The sequence below is a fragment of the Actinoplanes lobatus genome, assembly GCF_014205215.1.
GTDB classification, from domain to species: domain Bacteria; phylum Actinomycetota; class Actinomycetes; order Mycobacteriales; family Micromonosporaceae; genus Actinoplanes; species Actinoplanes lobatus.
In genome coordinates, this window is record NZ_JACHNC010000001.1 from 9,267,259 (window position 1) to 9,288,560 (window position 21,302).

At 71.1% G+C, this 21,302-nt stretch carries 18 protein-coding genes; 7 read left to right on the forward strand and 11 right to left on the reverse strand.

The features are described 5' to 3' along the window. Positions 1-27: 27 nt before the first annotated feature. The gene (locus BJ964_RS42265; protein WP_188125904.1) at positions 28-1,401 is read left to right on the forward strand and encodes a KamA family radical SAM protein; all 1,374 of its coding nucleotides are present in this window, start codon (positions 28-30) and stop codon (positions 1,399-1,401) included. Between the two features lie 43 nt (positions 1,402-1,444). On the opposite strand, the gene BJ964_RS42270 is transcribed toward BJ964_RS42265, so the two are convergent. From BJ964_RS42270 to BJ964_RS42280, 3 genes are all read right to left on the reverse strand, one after another. Further along, complete coding sequence (locus BJ964_RS42270; protein ID WP_188125905.1) at positions 1,445-1,636, reverse strand: CsbD family protein; 192 nt, start codon at positions 1,634-1,636, stop codon at positions 1,445-1,447. 83 nt (positions 1,637-1,719) lie between these two features. Next, on the reverse strand, positions 1,720-5,544 hold the full coding sequence (locus BJ964_RS42275) for a CHAT domain-containing protein (RefSeq protein ID WP_188125906.1): 3,825 nt from the start codon (positions 5,542-5,544) through the stop codon (positions 1,720-1,722). A gap of 47 nt (positions 5,545-5,591) precedes the next feature. Beyond that, a complete protein-coding gene (locus tag BJ964_RS42280; protein ID WP_188125907.1) occupies positions 5,592-6,461 on the reverse strand; it encodes a helix-turn-helix domain-containing protein in 870 nt (289 codons plus the stop codon). A gap of 149 nt (positions 6,462-6,610) precedes the next feature. On the opposite strand from BJ964_RS42280, the gene BJ964_RS42285 reads away from it, so the two are divergent. Next, positions 6,611-6,814, forward strand: coding sequence for a DUF397 domain-containing protein (locus tag BJ964_RS42285; RefSeq protein WP_188125908.1), 204 nt, complete (start codon positions 6,611-6,613; stop codon positions 6,812-6,814). Between the two features lie 250 nt (positions 6,815-7,064). On the opposite strand, the gene BJ964_RS42290 is transcribed toward BJ964_RS42285, so the two are convergent. Next, the gene (locus BJ964_RS42290; RefSeq protein ID WP_307838058.1) at positions 7,065-7,643 is read right to left on the reverse strand and encodes a maleylpyruvate isomerase N-terminal domain-containing protein; all 579 of its coding nucleotides are present in this window, start codon (positions 7,641-7,643) and stop codon (positions 7,065-7,067) included. Positions 7,644-7,727: 84 nt separating this feature from the next. On the opposite strand from BJ964_RS42290, the gene BJ964_RS42295 reads away from it, so the two are divergent. Together BJ964_RS42295 and BJ964_RS42305 are read left to right on the forward strand one after the other, a co-directional pair. After that, on the forward strand, positions 7,728-10,559 hold the full coding sequence (locus BJ964_RS42295; protein WP_229806730.1) for a PEP/pyruvate-binding domain-containing protein: 2,832 nt from the start codon (positions 7,728-7,730) through the stop codon (positions 10,557-10,559). A gap of 13 nt (positions 10,560-10,572) precedes the next feature. Continuing rightward, on the forward strand, positions 10,573-11,184 hold the full coding sequence (locus BJ964_RS42305; protein ID WP_188125909.1) for a TetR/AcrR family transcriptional regulator: 612 nt from the start codon (positions 10,573-10,575) through the stop codon (positions 11,182-11,184). 481 nt (positions 11,185-11,665) lie between these two features. Here BJ964_RS42305 and BJ964_RS42310 read toward each other — a convergent pair whose 3' ends face one another. Next, the gene (locus BJ964_RS42310; RefSeq protein ID WP_188125910.1) at positions 11,666-12,016 is read right to left on the reverse strand and encodes a group I truncated hemoglobin; all 351 of its coding nucleotides are present in this window, start codon (positions 12,014-12,016) and stop codon (positions 11,666-11,668) included. A gap of 88 nt (positions 12,017-12,104) precedes the next feature. On the opposite strand from BJ964_RS42310, the gene BJ964_RS42315 reads away from it, so the two are divergent. Next, the gene (locus tag BJ964_RS42315; protein ID WP_188125911.1) at positions 12,105-13,310 is read left to right on the forward strand and encodes a pyridoxal phosphate-dependent aminotransferase; all 1,206 of its coding nucleotides are present in this window, start codon (positions 12,105-12,107) and stop codon (positions 13,308-13,310) included. A gap of 7 nt (positions 13,311-13,317) precedes the next feature. Here BJ964_RS42315 and BJ964_RS42320 read toward each other — a convergent pair whose 3' ends face one another. The 5 genes from BJ964_RS42320 to BJ964_RS42340 are packed head-to-tail and all read right to left on the reverse strand — an operon-like array spanning position 13,318 to position 17,349. After that, positions 13,318-13,773: an Lrp/AsnC family transcriptional regulator gene (locus tag BJ964_RS42320; RefSeq protein ID WP_183218937.1), complete on the reverse strand. Its 456-nt coding sequence runs from the start codon at positions 13,771-13,773 to the stop codon at positions 13,318-13,320. A 31-nt stretch (positions 13,774-13,804) separates the two neighbouring features. Beyond that, positions 13,805-14,665, reverse strand: a complete 861-nt coding sequence (locus tag BJ964_RS42325) for a hypothetical protein (RefSeq protein ID WP_188125912.1) — start codon at positions 14,663-14,665, stop codon at positions 13,805-13,807. Positions 14,666-14,688: 23 nt separating this feature from the next. Then, positions 14,689-15,831 carry an acyl-CoA dehydrogenase family protein gene (locus BJ964_RS42330; RefSeq protein WP_188125913.1) on the reverse strand — a complete coding sequence of 381 codons (1,143 nt, stop codon included), beginning with the start codon at positions 15,829-15,831 and terminating at the stop codon, positions 14,689-14,691. 20 nt (positions 15,832-15,851) lie between these two features. Next, entirely contained in the window at positions 15,852-16,520 is a 669-nt protein-coding gene (locus BJ964_RS42335) for a response regulator (protein WP_188125914.1), read from the reverse strand. A 25-nt stretch (positions 16,521-16,545) separates the two neighbouring features. Continuing rightward, positions 16,546-17,349, reverse strand: coding sequence for a sensor histidine kinase (locus BJ964_RS42340; RefSeq protein ID WP_188127477.1), 804 nt, complete (start codon positions 17,347-17,349; stop codon positions 16,546-16,548). 151 nt (positions 17,350-17,500) lie between these two features. Here BJ964_RS42340 and BJ964_RS42345 point away from each other — a divergent pair, with 151 nt between their 5' ends. Then, a complete protein-coding gene (locus BJ964_RS42345) occupies positions 17,501-18,190 on the forward strand; it encodes an ABC transporter ATP-binding protein (protein WP_183218941.1) in 690 nt (229 codons plus the stop codon). Continuing rightward, a complete protein-coding gene (locus BJ964_RS42350; RefSeq protein WP_229806731.1) occupies positions 18,187-20,517 on the forward strand; it encodes an FtsX-like permease family protein in 2,331 nt (776 codons plus the stop codon). Before BJ964_RS42345 ends, BJ964_RS42350 begins: the two co-directional genes overlap by 4 nt. Before the next feature lie 19 nt (positions 20,518-20,536). Here BJ964_RS42350 and BJ964_RS42355 read toward each other — a convergent pair whose 3' ends face one another. Further along, the gene (locus BJ964_RS42355) at positions 20,537-21,247 is read right to left on the reverse strand and encodes a GGDEF domain-containing protein (protein ID WP_188125915.1); all 711 of its coding nucleotides are present in this window, start codon (positions 21,245-21,247) and stop codon (positions 20,537-20,539) included. Between the last annotated feature and the right edge of the window lie 55 nt (positions 21,248-21,302).

Below are 21,302 nucleotides of genomic sequence, written 5' to 3' on the forward strand. Positions count from 1 at the left end.
TCTCCAGTACGTTGATCAGCAGTCCAAATGTTGGGAGGGATCGGCGTGGCAGAGACCGTGGCGGGACAGCCGTACGAGTACCAGCGGCGTGAGCTGGTCGAGCCGGACTGGACCCGGTTCCCCGGCTGGCGCGACGTGACCGCCGCCCAGTGGCAGTCCGCCCAGTGGCAGCGGGTCAACTGCGTCAAGAACATCAAGCAACTGCGGGCCGTGCTCGGCGATCTCGTCGACGAGTCGTTCTACGCCGACCTGGAAGACGACCACCAGCGCCTGGCGACCATGTCGATGCTGCTGCCACCGCAGATGCTCAACACCATGGTCCCGGACCGGGCGCCGGACACCGCGTCGTTCTACGCCGACCCGGTCCGGCGGTACATGCTGCCCGTCGCCACCGACCGGCACCTCGACTGGCCGTCACACCCGCACGCCACCCGCGACTCCCTGCACGAGCACGACATGTGGGTCGCCGAAGGGCTCACCCACCGCTACCCGACCAAGGTGCTGGCCGAACTGCTGTCCACCTGCCCGCAGTACTGCGGCCACTGCACCCGGATGGACCTGGTCGGCAACAGCACCCCCACCGTCGACAAGCTGAAACTGACGCTCAAGCCCGTCGACCGGTACACGCTGCACCTCGACTACCTCAAGGCCCACCCCGGGGTCCGCGACGTGGTGGTGTCCGGCGGCGACGTGGCCAACGTGCCGTGGAAGCAGCTCGAGGCGTACCTCATGGGGCTGCTGTCGGTGCCGACCGTGCGCGACATCCGGCTGGCCACCAAGGCGCTCATGGGGCTGCCACAGCACTGGCTCCAGGACGACGTGGTCGAAGGCATGCACCGGGTCGCCGTGACGGCCCAGCGACGCGGCGTCAACCTGGCCGTGCACACCCACGTCAACCACGTGAACTCGCTGACGCCACTGGTCGCGCGCGCCGTGCGTACGCTGCTCGAAGTCGGCGTGCGTGACGTGCGCAACCAGGGTGTGCTGATGCGGGGTGTCAATGCCACCGTGGGTGACCTGCTCGACCTCTGCTTCGCGCTCCAGGGCGAGGCCGGGATCCTGCCGTACTACTTCTACATGTGCGACATGATCCCCAACGCGGAGCACTGGCGGGTCCCGGTGTGGCACGCCCAGCAACTCCAGCACGACCTGATGGGCTACCTGCCGGGGTACGCGACCCCGCGAATCGTCTGCGACGTGCCGTTCGTCGGCAAGCGCTGGGTGCACATGATCTCCGACTACGACCGGGAGCACGGCATCTCCTACTGGACGAAGAACTACCGCACCTCGATCGAGGCCGACGACAGCGAGGCCCTCTCCAAGCTGTACGCCTACTACGACCCGATCGACACGCTGCCCGAGTCGGGCCAGGACTGGTGGCGCAAGCAGCAGCAGGCATGACGAAAGGGAGGCACCTCGGTGCCTCCCTTTCGTTCCGTATGCCCTAGCTGAGGGCGTCCCGGACGTCGCGGCCGGCGTCCTTGACGTGCTCGCCGGCCTGCTTGGCCTTCGCGGCCATCTCCTGGGCCTGGCCCTCGGCGGAGAGGCGCTCGTTGCCGGTCGCCCCGCCGATGCCCTGCTTCGCCTTGCCGGCCATCTCCTCAGCCTTGTTCTTGGCCTTGTCGGCGATGCTCATCGTCAGCCTCCTTGATCGGTTGCCCTCACCCGGTCAATGCCCGGCAGGCCCCCCTTTGAAACGGCTCTTCCCCTCCGCTCCCGTCAGGAGCCGTCCGCGAGGCCGGAATCCTTCAGAAACTCCATGATCTGGGCCACCACCTGGTCATCGCCGATCTCCACGGCTGCCGCGAGAGCACGATCGAACGCCGCCCGGGCCAGGTCAGGCGCATCTCGTGACAGCAACACGCCCAGCCCGATTCCGACATCGACGATGCCTGCCGCGTCCCCGGCGCGGATGACCAGCGGGAACGCCTCCATCAGGTGATCGATGGCGGATTTCGGGTTTCCCAGGGCGAGTTCGGCCATGGCGACATCCACCCGTGCGCCGGCGATCGCCTTCGGTTCGCCGAGCCTTTCCCGCAGGGGCAGTTGGTGGTCACGCCGAATCCGGACGGCTTCTTCATGATCACCGCGCCGGGACAGGATGGTGGCGATCTGGCCCCAGGTGATCGCGGCCGAGTACAGGTCCCCGATCCGTTCGTAGATCGGCAACTCGATCTCCCGGCGGATGCGAAGCTCCTCCTCGTCCTCGCCCTGTTCACTCAGGACGTCGGCGATACCGCTCCAGGTCAGTGCGATCTCCCGGGTCTCCCGCAGGCGTTCGAAGATCGGCAGCTGTATCTCACGGCGGATGCGTAACGCCTCGTCGAAGTCCCCGCGCCGCACGGCGACATGAGCCACCCGTCCCCAGGAGGCCGCGCTTTCCCGGCTCTCCCCCAGACGCTCGTACACGGGTTGCTGGATCTCGCGATGGATTCGCAGCACCTCGTCGTACTCACCGCGCTCGAACAGGATGTCGGCGATCCTCCCCCAGGTCACCGCGACCTCTCTGCTCTCGCCGAGACGTTCGTACACCGGCAACTCGACCTCACGGCGGATGCGCAGCGCCTCATCGTCCTGGCCCTGGCGGTACAGGATGTCAGCGATGCTGCCCCAGGTCGCGGCGATCTCCCGGCTCTCACCGAGACGCGTGTAGACCGGCAACTGAACGTCACGGTGAATCCGCAGTGCCTCCTCGTACTCGCCCCGCGAGGTCAGCACCCTCGCGATGGAACCCTGGACGACCGTGGCCTCATATTCCGCTCCGTTCGCCGTGAGCAGCTCGTAGGAGTGACGCAGGCCGGCCTCGCCGCGCTCCAGTTCGCCGAGGGCGATCAGACGGTGCGCCTGTTCGTCGATCACACGAGCGATCTCGAGAGGGTCCTCGTCGTCCAGGTCACCCGACCCCGCTTCGGAGACCGCACGCTCCAGCAGGACGTCCGCGACCTCACCTCGCCCATCCGAGAGTGCCGCGGCCGCCACCCGGCGAAGGAGCATGATCGGAGCCGGTCGCCCGTGCCGGTCCAGCAGAGCGATGGCGTCCAGCCCGAACCGGCAAGCCTCGCCTGCGTGGTTGCCGCGCATCTCGAAGAGAGCATCGACCGCGCTGGCGGTGATGATCTCGGGATCATCCGCGAGCAGGCCGAGGCGCGCCAGCTGCGACGCCATCAGTGGGTCCCGGAGTTTGCGTGCGTCGGCGCCGCCCCAGGCGTCGTACAGCAACGAAGCGACCACGGTCGCCGTTTCCACACGCTCAGCCTCACTCAGTGGGACCAGCCTGCCCACCACCAGCCCATTGGCCGCGCTGGCCGACTGATCCGGCCGGAAGACGTCCGGGAAGGTGTCGGCCAGGCCGAGCGCACGAAGCCGGTCCAGACTTCCGCCCGTTCGCCCGGCGAGACACGTGGTGACCTTCGCCGGGACAGGTAGATCGAACAGGGTGAGAGCTCGTAGCAGGCCGATGTTCCCGGGACCGGCCAGATCGATGAGGGCGTCCAGAGCGAGGGCCTCCAGAAACCGGCGGACCTCGGCGTCGGAGGGCAGGTCACCGCGGGCCAGATAGGTTTCCATGCCGTCGAGGACGTTCCCGGCACGGGTCTCGTCGACCTGGTCGCTGTAGACCAGGCGCAGGCCGATCAGGTCCTGGAGGCCCGGGTTGCCGTGGCTCACCGCAACCGCCCGGCGGGCCAGCTCCTTGCGGGCCACTCGGATCCCCTCCGAGGTGAGGGCCTTCTGACGGGTGGAGAGCTTGCGCTGGGAGGCATCCGACAGGGGCTCCAGCTGAATCGGTTCGAGGCGCGACTCCAGGCCGTTCAGGGAGAAGCGGAAGCGGCTCGTGACGAGCAGGCGACTGTCGGTCTCGTCCGGGTCGAAGGCGCGCAGGATCGCGGCGATGACCGGGGCGTGGGCGGCGGACACCCGGTGGTCGCCGGCCGGGTTCGCCTCCAGGATCTGCTCCAGGTCGTCGACGATCAGCAGCAGGGGGCGCCGGCCCGGGCCGGACTGGGCGCACGGGCCGCTGACCAGGTCGATCAGCAGCGCTTCCAGGGTTTCGGGGCGGTCGCGGACCTCGGGCAGACGGTGTTCGATCAGCTCGCGGGCCTCGCGGTTCGTGGTGACGGCGGCGGCGATCGCGTCGAGGACGCCCAGGGCCGTGTAGTCGCCGAAGACGACGGCGACGGCACGGTCGTTGAGGCGGTCGGCGATGCGGGCGGCCAGGCTCGACTTGCCCAGGCGGCCCTGGCCGTGCAGCAGAACGCCGGCATAGTCGTCGTTACGGAGAGTCAGCAGGGAACGCCGCAACTCACGGCGGCGGCCCACGAACATGTTGGGGGCGGCCACCGGGACGTGCTGCTTCTTCTTGTCGAGGAACGTCTTCGTGCCGTGGTCGGCCGACACGAGGGTGCGTTTGCGCTTTCCGGCGACGACCGGGCCGCCGCCGGTGGGGCCGAGCCAGATGCGGGCCAGGTGCCAGTCCGCCCGTACCTCCGCATGGGTTTGAGCGAGAAGCGCGCGGCGCGCGTCGCCGACGGCGACCGCCAGATCGGCGCGGGCGCCCAGACGGCGGTACAGCTCCTCGGCGAACAGGGTGGCGGCCACGTCGGTGACCGAACCGTCCCAGCCGATCACCGCGGGGATGCCGGCGGTGATCAGGCCGGTGGCCATCGAATGGGCGATCACCGCGGTCGCGTCGTCCGGCTCGAGGACCAGGTCGCGGCGGCCCTCCCCGGCGGGCAGGTGGCCGCGGGCGTCGGCGCCGGTCGCGGTGAGGCAGGCCGAGACGAAGACCAGGCGGGGCGGGGTGGAGAAGAGACGGACCAGGTCCGGCGCCGAGGTGGGACGGCCGTCGCCGACCTCGTCCTCCATCATCAGCACCGGTACGCCGGGAGCGTCCGCACTCGCACGCCAGTTGTTGACGCCGTGGCAGGAGAGGTGCACCACCGGCATGCCGCCCAGGTCGGCCAGCCGGTGACCCAACTGCTCGGGATCGCCGGTGTCCTCGACGACCAGGTCGACGCGGGTGTCGCCGACCGCGTCCAGGATGGCCGTCTCCTCGGCCTCGAAATCCAGTTCGAACTGACCACGCGGGGACGACGCCATGAACATCAGGCCCAGACGGTGGTCGTCCAGCGGGGGCGGGGCCTCGGCGCGGCCCAGACGGCGCACCACCTCGAAACGGAGCAGCGCGTCCTCGGCCAGGAAGCCGCCCTCTGGCCGGGCCAGCACCTCGAACGGCGCCCGCAGCACGGCCCAGACCTGGTCGGGCGGGTCCTTCGGAGCGCGTACCTCGAAGGTGGCCGGCGCACGCACCTGGGTGAGCAGGTCGCCGAGCTGGGCCTGATCGCCGTCCAGCCACGCGAAGAGGTCGCGGCCCAGCGCGACGAAGGTCGCGTCGCCGGCGTTCGCGTGGACCGCCTGCACGTAGCGGTCGGCGAGAGCACGCAGCAGCGCCCCGTCGTCGGCCGTGATCCTCCGGCGCGGGCCGATCCGCCGGCCCTCGGCCAGGATCTCGAAACCCGCATCGTCCAGCACCAGCCCGGTGACCATCGCTCAGCCCTCCATCGACGCCGTTCACCGGGTCCTGACGGACAGGATCAGGAACGCAGCGTCGCCTTCGCCGCGGTGAGCGCGCGGTGCAGGCTGTCGCCGGACGGGTCGGTGTCCAGCAGCTCGGTGGTGATCTCCCGGAAGGTGGCGGTGTCCTCCCGGTCGGTGAGCAGGAAGTCACTGGCCGGGGTCTCGATGAAGACCACGTCCAGATCGTCGTCCTCGGTGAAGGTGAGCAGCTCGAACGTGCCGCCCAGACCCGGGTGGACGCCGAGCCGCAACGGCAGGACGACGATCCGGATGCCGGGCCGCTTCGCCATCTCGGCCAGATGGTCGAGCTGGGCGGTCATCACGTCACCGCCGCCGACCGGGCGCAGCAGGACGGCCTCGTCGATGACCTGGCTGAGGCTCGGCGGGAAGTCGCCGTCGAGCCGCTGCCGCAGCGACTCCTGCCGTTTGAGCCGGACGTCGACGATGGTGCGGACCTGGCGGTCGCGGGTGGGGCGGCGCAGCACCGAGGAGGTGACGGCCAGCGCGTACTCCGGGATCTGCAGCAGTGGTGGGATGAAGGTGGCCTGGTAGCCGTACAAATGGGAGGCGTCGTGCTCGAAGGCGATGAAATTCGTGAAATCCTCGGCGAAGTGCTCGTCGCGCCACCACATCCGCTGCCGTGAGGTGACCGAGAGCCGCACCAGGCGGCGCAGCTCCTCCGGATCGTCCACGCCGTAGTGCCTGGCCAGGGCCTCGACCTCCACCGGGCCGATGGTGACCTTACCGTTCTCGATCCGGTTCAGCTTGGACAGTGACCAGTGCATGGCACGGGCCACGTCGGATGCGGCGCGGTCGTCACGCAGCGTGCGCAGGTCCTTGGACAGGAGGGCCCGGGCGATCGCCGGGCCGGGCGTCGGACCACCCATGGCTCCTCCCCTCTGGACACCACGATCTCACTCTAGACCAGGTGCAAAGTGCACGCAGAGTCAGAATTGTGGGTGATTTGCGCTATAAGCTGCTCTTTGCGTGGGTCAAGGGGCCCATGCTCGGTCACGTTAGATGGGGTGGGTAGACCATGGACGGTCTTTCCGGGGCGCCGCGGTGGCGCAAGAGCTCGTACAGCAGCAGTGGAGCCTGCGTCGAGGTCGCGCCGCTACCCGAACGGATCCTGGTGCGGGACTCCAAGAATCCGGAGAGTGCGGTGCTGAGCTTCGACCGGGAGTCGTTCGCCGCCTTCATCGCGGGCGTGGCAGGCGGGGAGTTCGACCGCCCCCGCTGATCGGGCTCCGGCCGGATCGGCCCTTCGGTGGTCGATCCGGTCGCGGACAGTCTTTCAAGTTCCAGCGGCATCGGCCTTTCGGGCGGCCGATCCGGTCGCGGACGGCCCGGCCCTTCACCCAGCACCGGGCGGGTCAGCCCCTTCCTTCGGCACCGGGCGGGGTCAGCCCCTTCTTTTCGGCACCGGGCGGGGTCAGCCCCTTCTTTTCGGCGCCGAGCGGGTCAGCCCCTTTCTTTCGGCGCCGAGCGGGTCAGCCCAGGGCCGCGCGCAGCTTCCAGGACGATGGTCGGCGTGGGCGGTCCGGCAGGGCCACGCGGCCGGTGCACCAGAGCAGCGCCTGGACCGGATCACCGGGTGGAGCCTCCGGGAAGAGGCGCGCGAGCACGGCGGCGCACATCGCCGGTGGCGGTGTCCAGTCGAGGCCGAGGCCCTGGGCGATGTCCCACGTGTGCACCAGGGTCTCGTTGACGCCGAGGGCCGCGAACCCGGTCGTGTCGGTCGCCCCCCAATGCCAGCCGCGTGCCTCCGGCCCGGCGACGCGAAGCGCCGCACTCAGCATGGCGCCGCACGCGACCACCACGCTCAGGACCTCACGAGCCACCGCCTTCGGCTTGACGACCAGGTCGAACGGCAGATAAGCACCCGGCTCCCGGCCGGAGATCTGACCCGCATACGCCGTCAGGTCGTGTGCCACGTGGGCTGCCGTCGCGAGGCAGGTCCACTCCAGCGGGCCGGCCCGCACCTCCCAGTCACGCTCCTGAACCGGCCGCAGGACCCGCATCATCTCCGCCACCGCGTCGTCGACGTCCCCGTGATCCATGACCGCCATGATGCCCTCCCTTTCGCATTGCGATCGTATCGCAAACGCGGGTAAGGTCAATGGCAATACAGTCGTATCGCATCGGGGGCCGTCATGCTCGTCGTTCCGCTCTCCCAGGTGTCCGCCGCCGACATCGCATTCGCCGGGGGCAAGGCGGCCGGGCTGGGTGAGCTGATCCGGCTCGGCGAGCGGGTGCCCGACGGCTTCTGCGTCACCACCGAGGCCCACCGGTGCGGCGTGCTCCCCGAGACCGAGGTGCGCGCCGCCTACGAGGCGCTCGGTGGCGGTCCGGTGGCAATCCGGTCCAGCGCGACGGCCGAGGACCTGGCCGGCGCGAGCTTCGCCGGCCAGCATCTCACCGTCCTCGACGTCACCGGGCCCGAGGCGGTGCTCGCCGGGATCGCCGAGTGCTGGGAGTCGCTGCACGGTGAGCGGGCGAGGGCCTACCGCGATGCCCGGGGCATCGGGCACGACACCGTGCGGATGGCCGTCGTGGTGCAACGGATGGTCCGGGCGGAGACCGCCGGCGTCCTCTTCACCGCGAATCCGGTCACCGGCCGCCGCACCGAGATGATGGTGGAGTCCGCCGCCGGCCCGGGCACCTCGGTGGTCGACGGGTGCGGCCCGGTGAGCCGCCGGGTCCTGGCCGACGGCACCGCGATGCCGGACCTGTGGGCCCTCGGCGAGCGGCTGCAACGACACCGGGGCTCCCCGCAGGACGTCGAATGGGCGATCGATCCCGCCGGCGACCTGTGGGTGCTCCAGTCCCGGCCGGTCACGGCCCTCTTCCCCGCGCCGCCGGCGAGTGACGATCCGCGCGTCTATGTGGAGTTCGGTCACGTGCAGGGCATGTTGCGGCCGGTCACCCCGATGGGGATGGCGACGCTGAAAGACGTGATCAGCGCGATGCTCGCCGCGCTCGGCGTCCGGGCGGAGATCGTGGACATCGGCGGCCGCCTCTACGGCGACCTCACCGACCTCGCCCGTCACCCGGCAACCCGCAACCGCCTGGTCAAACTCATGGCGGTGGACTTCGGACCGCGAGCCCAGGCAGCCATGGAGCACGTGCTGACCGATCCCCGGTTCGCGCCCGTCAAGGGCGGTTCGACCCGGCCTTCCGGCTCCCCGGCCACCGCGTTCCGGGCGCTCACCGGCATCATCCGCGCGCTCGCCCGCCCCGCCGCGGCCCGCGCCCGTGTGGCCGAGGCCGTGGCCCGCCTCGCCGGTGAGGGTGGTGGCCAGGGTGTCGGTGCCGTGGGCGAGGGCGGTGCGGCCCAGGAAGAGTGTCACGTCAGGGTTGCCGCAGCGAGCGGCAACGACACATCGGGGCCGCCGGCTTCAACGAACTCATCGGGGGCATCGGATTCCGATGATCTGACCTGGCCGATCGTCGCCGGGATGCTGGCATCCGCGCTGCCTGGGCGGTTGCTCGAAGGCCTCGCCACCGACGCTGAGATCCACACCGTGCTCGGCGGGCTGCCGCACAACGTGACCATCGAGATGGACCTGGCATTGTGGCGGCTTGCCGATGCCGCCCGCGATCACGCGGACCTGCTGCTCGGCACTCCACCTGCCGACCTCGCCGGGCTCTACCTGAGCGGCGGGCTGCCAGACATCGGGCTGGGCGCCTTCCTGGCCCGTTACGGTCATCGGGCCGTCGCAGAGGCTGATCTCGGTGTTCCACGCTGGTTCGAGGATCCGGCTCCGGTGTTCGCGGCGATCGCCAACTACCTGCGCCTCACCGACCTCGATCAGGCACCCGATCGCCGTTTCGCGCACGCCGCCGAGCGTGCCGAGGCCGCGCTCGCCGACCTGGCCGTCCGCGCTCGGCGACGGCGCCCGGTCCGCGGGACGCTGGCGGTGTTCCTGCTGCGGCGGGCACGCGAGTTGGCCGGTCTGCGGGAGTCCGGCAAGTTCGCCGGCCTGTACCGTCTTGCCGCCGACCGCCGCCGCCTCCTGGAGACCGGAGCACTACTCGTCGCGGCGGGCCGCCTCGCCGAGCCTGCCGACATCATGTTCCTGAACCCCGGCGAGGCTGCGGCCGCAGAGCCGTCCGCGGCCGTCTCTGCACCGGACCCAGCGGGCCGGCGCATCGGTCCCCCGGGCCGGCGCACCGGTCCCCCATCCGGTCCCACGGGTGAAACGGGCCTGACTACCGACGCCGGCCTCGCGGATCTGCGGGCGGTCGTCGCCGCGCGGAAAAGCTGGTACCAAGCCGAGTGTCTGCGGCGGCACGTGCCACCGGTTCTGCTGTCCGACGGCACCGATGTCGAGGCAGCGCTCGCCGCGAAACGGCATATTTCAGACATAGAGTCGTCCGGCGAGGAACGCGACACCGACAGGAACGTGTCAACCAGGCAGGAAGCCGATACGGACAGGGAGGCGCTGACCGGACAGGAACATGGATCGGACCGGGACACGCCGATCGATCGGGAGCACCGATCAGACCGGGACACATCGTCTGGGTGGAGGCACGAATCGGACCGGGACACGCCGTTTGGGTGGAGGCACGAATCGGACCGGGACACGCCGTTTGGGTGGAGGCACGGATCGGACCGGGACACGCCGTGTGGGTGGAGGCACGGATCGGACGGGGTGGCGGGTGTGGGCGTACTCCGTGGGGTTGGCGCCTCGGCGGGAAGGGTGACCGGCCGCGCCCGGATCGTCCATGAACCGGGGCGGGCCCGGGTCGAGCCTGGGGAAATTCTGGTGGTGGCTACCACCGATCCGGGGTGGACGCCGTTGTTCCTCACCGCGGCCGCCCTGGTCACCGAGACGGGGGCGATCATGGCGCATGGGCCGACCGTCGCCCGGGAGTACGGGATGCCGGCTGTGATCAGCGTTCCCGGGGCGACCCGGCTGATCACTGATGGGCAGGTGGTCACCGTGGACGGTGCGGCCGGGACCGTGACCACGGCATTGTGACAGCATCGACGCCATGCCCAAGAAGGTCGACCGCCAGAAGCGCCGTACCCAGATCGCCGACGCGCTCATGCGGGTCGCCGCCGAGCAGGGTCTCGAAGCGGTCAGCCTGCGCCACGTCGCGGCCGAGGCGGGCGTCTCCGCCGGGATGGTTCAGCACTACTTCCGCACCAAGGACGAGATGATGACCTTCGCGCTGGATGTGGTTCGGGAGCGCAACCAGATACGGGTCACCGACGCTGTCACCCATCTGGGCACCGCGCCGTCGCCGCGTGACCTGCTGCAAACGATCATCGGGACGCTGCTTCCCCTGGACGAGGTGACCCGTGCCGACGGGCGGGTCGCCTTGGCGTTCCTGGCGTATACGGCCGTGCGACCACCGGCGTCCGCGGCGCTGCGGGAGGAGACCGAGCAGATGGTCGGCTTCATCGCCGGACTGCTTCCGTGCCCCGACCCTGAGAACGCGGCGGCCGGACTGCTCGCCCTCATGGAGGGCCTGGGCGTCTACCTGCTGGGCGGGCAGTACACGCCGGAGCAGGCGCGCAGGACCCTCGACTCCCACCTGGACCGCCTCTTCGCCGCGGCGCCCGCGCACACCGGGGAGACCGTGACCGCCCGGCCAGCGTGACCGGAAGCAGGTGACGGGCCCGTCGCCCGGCCGCGACCGGCGGCAGACGGGAAGAGTGGCGGCCGCCCGCGCACCGATCTCCGTGGGCGGCGGCAGGCGGGATGGCCGCGACAGGCCGGGCCCGCCCGCGCACCGATCTCCGTGAGCGGCGGCAGGCGGGATGGCCGCGACAGGCCGGGCCCGCCCGCGCACCGATCGCCGTGAGCGGCGGCAGGCGGGATGGCCGCGACAGGCCGGGCCCGCCCGCTCACCATCCGTGGGCGGCGGCAGGTGAGGGTGGTGGTGACTGGCTGGGCCTGCCCGGGCAGCGATCTTCGCCCGGTGGGTGCGGCACAGGCTGGAGCGGGCAGCGAGATCGCGCCGAACGGACGGGACGGTCGTGATGAGGCGGGGCGAGGTCACGCGTACCGGAAAAAGGGGTTGGAAGTGGGACGCGGACCTCGACCACGAAAGGACGCTGCCGTGAGGTGTGGGGTCCGGCTCAGCCGACGACGTCGTCGGCCACGGAGGAGAGGACGCCGCGGACCGCGGTGAGGACCTCGTCGTCGACGCCCAGGCCGGCCAGGACGCCGAGCAGGTAGGCGCCGACCAGGTCGTAGTCCGCCGGGGTGATGCCCAGGCCGAGGTGCGCGCCACGCAGATCGCGGCCGCTGTAGTCCTGTGGGCCGCCCAGCACCTGGCTGAGCAGCGCCACCATGTGTTCCTTGAGGCGCGGCACGTCGGTCGCGGCGAAATAGCCGGACAGCCGGGAGTCGCCGAGAATCACCCGGTAGAGCGCGTCGACGGCGGCCGTGACCGCCGGCCCCTCACCGATCCGTGTGTATAGGTCCACACCGAGAAGATAGAGCACCGGCGATGAAACGTCCGCCCTCCGCGGATTGGACCGCGACGCCGCCACCGTCGGGTGGGAGAGTTACCTGGTGAAACAGGCGCAGAGGCTCAAGGCAGTCCGGTACGACATCCGCGGCCCGGTGCTGCGCCGAGCCCAGGAACTGGAGGACGCCGGGCACCAGATCCTCAAGTTGAACCTGGGCAATCCGGCGCCGTGGGGCCTGGCCACGCCGGATCCGATCGTCGCCGACGTGGTGCACAATCTCGGCGCCGCGCAGGGGTACAGCGACGCCCGCGGCATCTATTCGGCGCGGGTCGCGGTGGCGCAGTACTACCAGACCCAGGGTGTCACCTCCGTGCAGCCGGAGGATGTGATGCTCGGCAACGGCGTCTCCGAGCTGATCGTGATGGCGTTGCAAGGGCTCCTGGACACCGGTGACGAGGTGCTGGTGCCGAGCCCCGACTACCCGCTGTGGACCGGGGCGGTCTCGCTGTGCGGGGGCCGGGCGGTGCACTACCGCTGTGACGAGAGTGCCGGCTGGCAGCCCGATCTGGAGCATCTGGCGTCGCGGATCACGCCCGCCACCCGGGCCATGGTGATCATCAACCCGAACAACCCGACCGGCGCCGTCTACTCGCGTGAGGTCCTCGAGGGGATGCTCGACCTGGCCCGGAGGCACGGGCTGCTGGTGTTCACCGACGAGATCTACGACCGCATCGTGTACGACGGCGCGCTGCACCACACGGCCGCCGCTCTGGCGCCGGACGTGCCGATGATCAGCATGGGCGGGTTGTCGAAGACGTACCGGGCGGCCGGTTTCCGTTCCGGCTGGCTGGCGATCAGCGGTTTCAGCGGCCGGGACACCGACTACCTGGAGGGCCTGCAACTGCTGGCCAACATGCGGTTGTGCCCGAACGTGCCGGCGCAGCACGCGATCCAGACGGCGCTCGGCGGCTACCAGAGCATCAACGCGCTGATCCGTCCCGGCGGCCGCCTCTACGAGCAGCGCAACCATGCCTGGGAGCGGCTGGTCGCGATCCCCGGCGTCGACTGTGTCAAGCCGGAGGGGGCGCTCTACCTGTTCGCCCGTCTCGACCCGGCGTTCCACAAGATCCACGACGACGAGCGGATGATCATCGACCTGCTGGAGGACCAGCACCTGCTGCTCTCGCACGGCACCGGCTTCAACATCGACACGCCGGACCATCTGCGCGTGGTCTTCCTGGCTCCGGTCGACGTGCTGGACGACGCGATCAGCCGGCTCGGCACATTCCTGGCGGACTACCGTCAGTAAGCGGGCCTCAGCTCTCGGGGGCGGCGATCCGGGGTGGCCGGTTCTCGTACGGCGTGGACAGCACCACCGTCGTACGGGTGGTGACGTTCGCCGCCGTGCGGATGTCCTGCAGCAGCCGCTCCAGGTCGGCCGGGCTCTTCACCCGCACCAGGAGCAGGTAGAAGTCCTCGCCGGCGACCGAGTAGCAGGAGTCGATCTCGGCGAGGTGGGCGAGCCGGTCAGGGGCGTCGTCGGGCTGTGACGGGTCGAACGGGCGGATCGCGACGAACGCCGTGAGTGGCAGGTCGAGCGCCTCGTACGAGACACGGGCGGTGTAGCCGTTGATGACGCCGCGCTGCTCGAGCCGGCGGACACGCTGGTGCACGGCGGAGACGCTGAGGCCCACCCGCTCGGCCAGGTCGGTGTACGACAACCTGCCGTCCGCGGTCAGTGCCGACACGATCGCCTGGTCGATCTCTTCCACGGCGCCACACTACTGGTCGGTGAACCGTTGGTCAGCAGGTGCCCGTGATGTCCAGTGGGTGGTCGGCCCGCAGGATCGCCCCCGGTTCCTCGCTGGTGGCCGGGGTCGGCGCCGACGTGGCGGTGCCCGGCCGCAGCAGGCCCTTCTCGGAGGCGGCACAGTCCATCCACGCCATGTAGGACTGCGTTTCCCCGATCCACATGCCTTTGTCGGCCTTACGCAGATTCTCGGTACGCGGGAACTCCCACCGGATCTCGTCGTGCGCTGCGGCGATCGGCGTGTCCCCGCCGCCCTCGAACGCGTACACCCAGATGAAGTTGGTGGTGATCCGCAGCGTACGCAGGCCGTCGATCTTCTCGGAGGAGTAGGTCACCCGGCCGCTGACCCGGGGCTGTTCCTTGCCGTCGAGCCGCACCGCCGGGTCGATCCAGGTGGCCACCGAGGCGGACCTGCCCTGCTGGAACTGCTTGCGCCAGTGGTCGGCGGCGTTCGGCGCCAACATGTCGAGGAACGTGGCCGGGTCGTGGTCGACGATCATCCGATGGTCCAGCCGCCCGGCGATCATGGCGTCCCGGACGTCGTTCAGCGCGGCCTTCACCTCGGCCGCACTGAACCCGGTGACCGCCTTCGCGGCCGGCAGCGTGATGCCGCCCGCGCCCTTCGGGTAGGACTCGGCGGGCGTGCCCTCGAACGGCCCGGACGGCGCGGCGCTGCGGGTGGTGGTGACCGAGACGCCGGGCGGGACGCTCTGGGTCGGCGCCGCGGCCTCGGCGACCGGCTCCGCCGGTCCGGCGTTGCCGATCACCTTCATGAGCAGGACGACCACCACCACCGCGCAGCCACCGAACACACCCAGGCCGATGGCCGCGCCGACACCGTCACGCCGATCCATAGACGTGGATGCTATGCCTCCGCTCAGCGTCCGGTCATCGACCGAGCGATCACCATTCGCTGAATCTGGTTGGTTCCCTCGACGATCTGGAGCACCTTCGCCTCCCGGAACCAGCGCTCGGCCGGGTGGTCGGCGGAGTAGCCGTACCCGCCGAGGATCTGGACGGCGTCGGTGGTGACCCGCATGGCCATGTCGGTGGCGAACAGTTTCGCCTTCGCCGCCTCGATCGAGAACGGGCGGCCGGCGTCCTTGAGGCGGGCCGCGGACAGCAGCAGCGCCCGGGCCGCGGAGACCTGGGTGGCCATGTCGGCGAGCATGAAGCCGAGGCCCTGGAACGAGGCGATCGGCTTACCGAACTGCTCGCGCTCCTTCGCATAGCCGGTCGCGTAGTCGACAGCGGCCTGGGCGAGCCCGACCGCGCAGGCGGCGATGCCGAGCCGGCCGGAGTCGAGCGCCTTCATCGCGATGGCGAAGCCCTCGTTCTCGGTGCCGACCAGGCGGTCGCGCGGGATGCGGGCGCCCTCCAGCACGATCTGGGCGGGCGCGGACGAGCGCAGGCCCATCAGCCGTTCCGTCGCCTGCGGCAGCAGACCGGGGGTGGCGGCGTCGGCGAGCAGGCAGGAGATGCCGCGGGCGCCGGGGCCGCCGGTGCGGCAGAAGATGTTGTAGAAGTCGGCGCGGCCACCGTGGGTGATCCAGGCTTTCGTGCCGGTCACGACATAGTCGTCGCCGTCGGCGACCGCGCGGGTGGTCAGGGCCGCGGCGTCGCTTCCGCCCTGCGGTTCGGAGAGGGCGTACGCGCCGAGCAACTCCCCGCCGAGCATGTCCGGCAGCATCTTGCGCTGATCCGGGGTGCCGAAGGCGGCGACCGGGAAGCATGACAGGGTGTGCACACTGACCGCCTCGGCGATGCCCAGCCACGTGCCGGCCAGGATCTCGAGGACCTGGAGGTACACCTCGTACGGCTGGCCGGCCCCGCCGTCGGCCTCGGGATAGGGCAGGCCGAGCAGGCCGGATCGGCCCAGGGTGCGCAGCACGTCTCGGGGGAACTCGCCGCGTGCCTCGAAGTCGTCGACCTTGCCGGCGAGCTCTCGGGTGGCGAGTTCGGCGGTCAGGTCGAGCAGGTCGTGCGCTTCAGCGGTGGGAAGCATGCGATCCACGGTCATGACCTCAGCTTAACGAGCGTTCAACCGGATGGCGTGACGAGTCCGGTCTCGTACGCCAGAACCACCGCCTGGGCGCGGTCCCGCAGCTCCAGTTTCGCGAAGATCCGGGCGACGTGGGTCTTCACGGTCGCCTCGCTGAGCGTCAGCGTCTCGGCCAGCTCGGTGTTGGACAGGCCCCGGCCCAGCAGGGTCAGCACCTCCAGCTCACGCGGGGTGAGCTGGGCCAGGTCACGGGGCACCGCCAGGGGCTGCTCCCCGACCGCGAACCGCTCCACCAGCCGCCGGGTGATCGACGGGGCGAGCAGGGCGTCGCCGGTGCCGACCAGGCGCACCGCCGCCGCCAGGTGGTCGGCTGTCACGTCCTTGAGCAGGAAGCCGCTGGCCCCCGCCGCCAGGGCGGTGTAGACGTAGCGGTCCAGGTCGAACGTGGTCAGCATGAGAATGCGGCAGCGTGGGTTGCGGGCCAGGATGCGGCGGGTGGCCTCGATCCCGTCCACCCCGGGCATCCGGATGTCCATCAGGACGACATCCGGCTCGAGGCGGCGCTCGGCGTCGACGGCGGCGGCCCCGTCGGCCGCCTCACCCACCACGTCGATGCCGCGGGCGGTGAGGATCATCCGGAACCCGGTCCGGATCAGCTCCTGATCGTCGACGATGAGCACGCGGGGCGTCGCCGCGATGTCACTCATGATGCCTCCATGGTCGGCGCGGCGGTCATGGCACGTCCAGCGGGAGGCGGGCGCGGACCCGGTAGCCGCCGCCGAGACGGCGCCGGGCGTCGAGGTCGCCGCCGTAGACCGCGACCCGCTCACGGAGGCCGGCGAGACCACGGCCCGCGCCGTCGCCGCCGCGGACCGGTGGTGGGCCGCCGGTCAGCACACTCGGGCCGGTGGTGAGCACCTCGACCCGCAGGGCGTGCTCCGCGTAACGGATGGTGACCTCGGCCTTTCCGCCGGCGCCGTGCTTCAGGGCATTCGTCAGCGCCTCCTGCACGATCCGGTACGCCGTCACGTCGATGCCGGTCGGCAGCGGGCACGGCTCGCCCGACACCCGGACGTCGACCGGCAGGCCGGCGAACGCGATCCGGTCCACCAGCGGGGTGAGCCGGGCCAGGCTGGGCTGCGGCGCGAGATCCTCCGGCTCGGTCTCGTCCGACCCGTCCGGCGCGGGCGCCAGCAGGCCCAGCAGGTGCCGCAGCTCGGTCATCGTGTCGCGCCCGGCCCGCTCGACCGCGGCCAGCGCCGAGGCCGCCTCCTCCGGCATGCTCGCCAGCACCTCCCGCGCCGCGCCCGCCTGCACGATCATGACGCTGACGTTGTGGCTGACGATGTCGTGCAGTTCCCGCGCGATCCGCGCGCGCTCCGCACCGACCGCCGCCAGTGCCGCCGCCTCCCGTTCGCGCTCCAGCAGCCAGCCCCGCTCCCCCAGCGCCCGCTCGTGCCGCTGCCGGGCCCGGCGCAGCGCGAACCCGAGCGCCGCGGCGGCCAGACAGGCCACCACGAGTGCCACGACCAGCATCAGCGTCCTCACTCCGAACACCTTGGCATGCCCGCGCGGGCGGCACATCAACCCGTGGTCGGCCGCGCCTACATCCCCGGTATGACAGACCCCGGGTGGTTGCATCCGGAAGCCGATGACGCCGCCGTCGGCCGTCCGTAGCGTTCCCGGCATGACGACAGAGACGGTGGTGCGGCTCGATGGAGTGCGCAAGGAGTTCGGTGAGACGGCCGCCCTGGACGGCGTCTCGCTGGAGATCCGCCGCGGTGAGGCGGTGGCCGTGATGGGCCCGTCCGGCTGCGGCAAGTCCACCCTGCTCAACATGGTCGCCGGCCTGGACCGGCCGACCGCGGGCGAGGTGACGGTGCACGGCGAGCGCCTGGACCTGATGAACGAGACGGGGCTGGCGCTGTTCCGCCGCCACCACCTCGGCATGATCTTCCAGTTCTTCAACCTGCTGGACGACCTGTCGGCGCTGGACAACGTGGCCCTGGCCGCCCAGTTGACCGGGTCCTCGGCGGCCACCGCCCGGCGCCGCGCGCTGGAGCTCTTCGACGAGCTGGGGATCGCCGGCCGCCGCGACGTCTACCCGGCGGCGCTGTCCGGTGGCGAGCGGCAGCGGGTGGCGGTGGCCCGCGCGCTGATGAACAGGCCGGCGCTGCTGCTCGCCGACGAGCCCACCGGCGCCCTCGACAGCCGGGCCGGTGAGCAGGTGATGGACCTGCTGATCGACCTCAACCAGATCGGTCAGACACTGCTGATCGTCACCCACGACGAGCGGCTCGCGCACCGCTGCGCCAGCCGGCTGGTCGAGCTCGCCGACGGCCGGATCGCCCGCGAATCCGCCCTGGACCGGGTGTGAGCGCCGTGTGGGCGGCCGCGAAGGCCGCTATCCGCCGCCGCCGGCTCCAGACCTTCGTGATCGGCCTGGTCGCGCTCTTCTGCACGGCCACCGTGGTCGTCTCGCTGGCCCTGCTGGACGCGATGTCGGCGCCGTTCGACCGGGCCCTGGCGCAGCAGCGGGGAGCGCACGCGGTCGCCGCGTTCGACCCGGCCAAGGTGACCGACGCGCAGCTCACGGCCGCGCGTGACGGCGTGGAGGCGGCCGCCGGACCATTCGGGCAGGTGACGTTCGAGCCGGGCGGCGGGGTCGGGCCGGTCCTGCGGGGCCCGCTGACGCTGGTCGGGCGGGCCGGCCCCGGCGGCGACGTGGACCGCCTCGACCTCTGGCGGGGGCGGTGGGCATCGGCGCCGGGCGAGATCGTGCTGAACGCGCCACCGGAGAACGAGGGAGACTTCGTCCGGGGCCCGTTCGGCCGGATGCCGTCGCTCGCCGCGGACGGGACGACGCTGACCGTGGTCGGCTGGGCGTTCAGCGTGGGCGGCTCGGCGGACGGCTGGGTGACGCCGGAACAGATGACGGCGCTGCGGCCGACCGGGAAACAGATGCTGTACCGGTTCTCCGGCGACGTGTCCACGAGGGAGGCGGTTCAGCAGCGGCTCACCGGGATGACCACGGGGCTTCCCGGGGGCGCGCTGATCGCGGCCCAGCCGTACCAGGTCGTCAAGGAGGAGGCGGCCGAGGGGTCCGGCGTGTACCTGCCGTTCCTGGGCACCTTCGGCGTGCTCGGCCTGATCATCGCGGTGATCATCGTGGGGAATGTGGTGAGTGGAGCGGTCGTCTCCGGGTTCCGGCACATCGGGATGCTGAAGGCGCTCGGCTTCACTCCGCGTCAGGTGGTCGCCGTCTACCTGACCATGGTGACGGTGCCGGCGGCGGTCGGCGCGATCCTCGGCACCGTGCTCGGCGACCTCGGCGTGCAGCCGCTGCTGGAGGACACCTTCCGCGGGATGGGATTCGGGCAGGACACCGGCGTGCCGGGCTGGGTGTGGGCGGCCGGGCTGGTCGGCATACCGGCGCTGGTCCTTCTGACCGCGCTGGTGCCCGCCTCCCGCGCGCACCGCCTCTCCGCCGCCGAGGCGATCAGCGCGGGCAGCGCTCCCCGGCGCGGTCACGGTCTGCGCGTGCAGAGAACCCTCGGGGGTACGCGTCTGCCACGCTCGGTCAGCCTCGGGCTGGGGCACCTGTTCGCCCGTCCGGCCCGGACCGCGCTGACCATGGCGTCGCTGCTGCTCGGCGTGACCACGGTGACGTTCGCGACCGGCCTCTCCGACACCCTTGTCCGGTTCGCGGCACTCGACGCGGCGGCCGGCGGTGACGTCAGCATCCGCCCGGAGCTGCCGGACAGCCCCACCGGCGGGGTGCTCACCAGCCGCACCGACGAGGAGGTGGAGGCGCTGCTGCGCGGTCTTCCCGGCACCGAGAGGATCGGGGTCGCGCTGGGCCGCCCGATTTCGGTCCTCGGCCAGAGCGAGCCGATCCAGGTCAACTTCGTCCGGGGCGACGTCGCCGCGATGGGGTACGAGGACCAGCTTCTCGAGGGCCGCTGGATGGCCGCGCCGGACGAGATGGTGGCGACCTCGGAGCTGCTCAACAAACGGGATCTGGAGGTCGGCGACACGATCACCATGGAATTGCAGGGCGTCCGGACGACCGTGACCATCGTCGGTGAGACGCTGCAGAACCTGCCCGGCCCCGGGGACGGCCTGTTCGCCCCGTGGCGGGAGTTCGACGACGTGAAGCCGTTCGACTACTTCTACCAGGTCGATCTCGCCGAGGGCACGGACATCGCGGCCTACATGCAGGCGATCCGCACGGCCGATCCGGGTCTGTCGCCGTGGCATCGCGGCGGCGCCAACGACCTTCAGGTGATCGTGACCGGCTTCTCCGGTGTGCTGGCGGCGCTGCTGGCCACGGTGGCGGCGCTGGGCGTGCTGAACACGGTGGCGCTCAACGTCCTGGACCGGCGCCGTGACCTGGGCATGCTGAAATCCATCGGGATGACCCCACGCCAGGTGATCACCATGCTGGTCACCTCGATGGCGGCGCTCGGTGTGGCCGGTGGCCTGCTCGGCATCCCGTTCGGCATGGCCGCGCACCGGCTGGTGGTGCCGCTCTCCGCGGGCGCCGCCAAGGTGACGCTGCCGGAGTCGGTGCTGCGGGTGTGGGACCCACTGCAACTCGCCCTGCTGGTGCTCAGCGGTGTCCTGATCGCGGTGGTGGGCGCGCTGCTGCCGGCCCGCTCGGCGGCCCGCCTCACCATCGCCCGGGTCCTGCACAACGAGTGATCCGTACGATGTGCGGGTTCTAAGCGGCGGTGGGCAGCTCGGTCTCGAGCTGCTCCTGCCAGATCGCCCAGCGGGTGTCGGGGCCGAGCGACTTCGCCCTCCGCATCGCCAGGCCGGCCCGGTGCACGATCTCGTCGTGGGTGAGCTCGCCGGGCCCGGTGACCGCCACGCCGATGCTCGCCGCCAGGGTGACCAGGCGGCCGTCGACGGCGATCGTGCCCAGGGCCGCGGCGATCCGGCCGGCCACCTCGTAGGCGTCCTCGGGCCGGGCCACGTCCGGCAGCACCACCGCGAACGCGTCGCCACCGAGGCGGAAAGACAGGTTCGGGCGCTGGACGCAGCGGCGCAGCACCTCGGCGAACGCGACCAGCACCCGGTCGCCGGACTCGTGGCCGAGGATGTCGTTGATCTCCTTGAAGCCGTTCAGGTCGATCAGAAGGACGCCCATCCGCCGGTCGCGGGCCCGGTTCGACGCCTGCCGGAACATGCCGCGGCTGCCGAGCCCGGTCAGGCCGTCGGTGAGCCCGCTCTCCCGCTGGGCCACCGTCTGCCGGTACAGCACGAGCCCGCTCAGCGCCGCCCCGGCGAGGGCGAGGCCACCCCACGGGAAGAGTTCGCCGTCGCTCCAGGCCCGCGCCAGCATCAGCATCTGGGCCAGCGTGCCGGCGATGAACAGCGCCAGCGCGCCGGCCGTGAGCGATGGCCGTGCCTGTCGACTCCGCGTCCGCATAACCCCTCCTCCGTCCGGGCTGGACCCCCGGGTGATCGGTCCCGCGCGGGCCGAC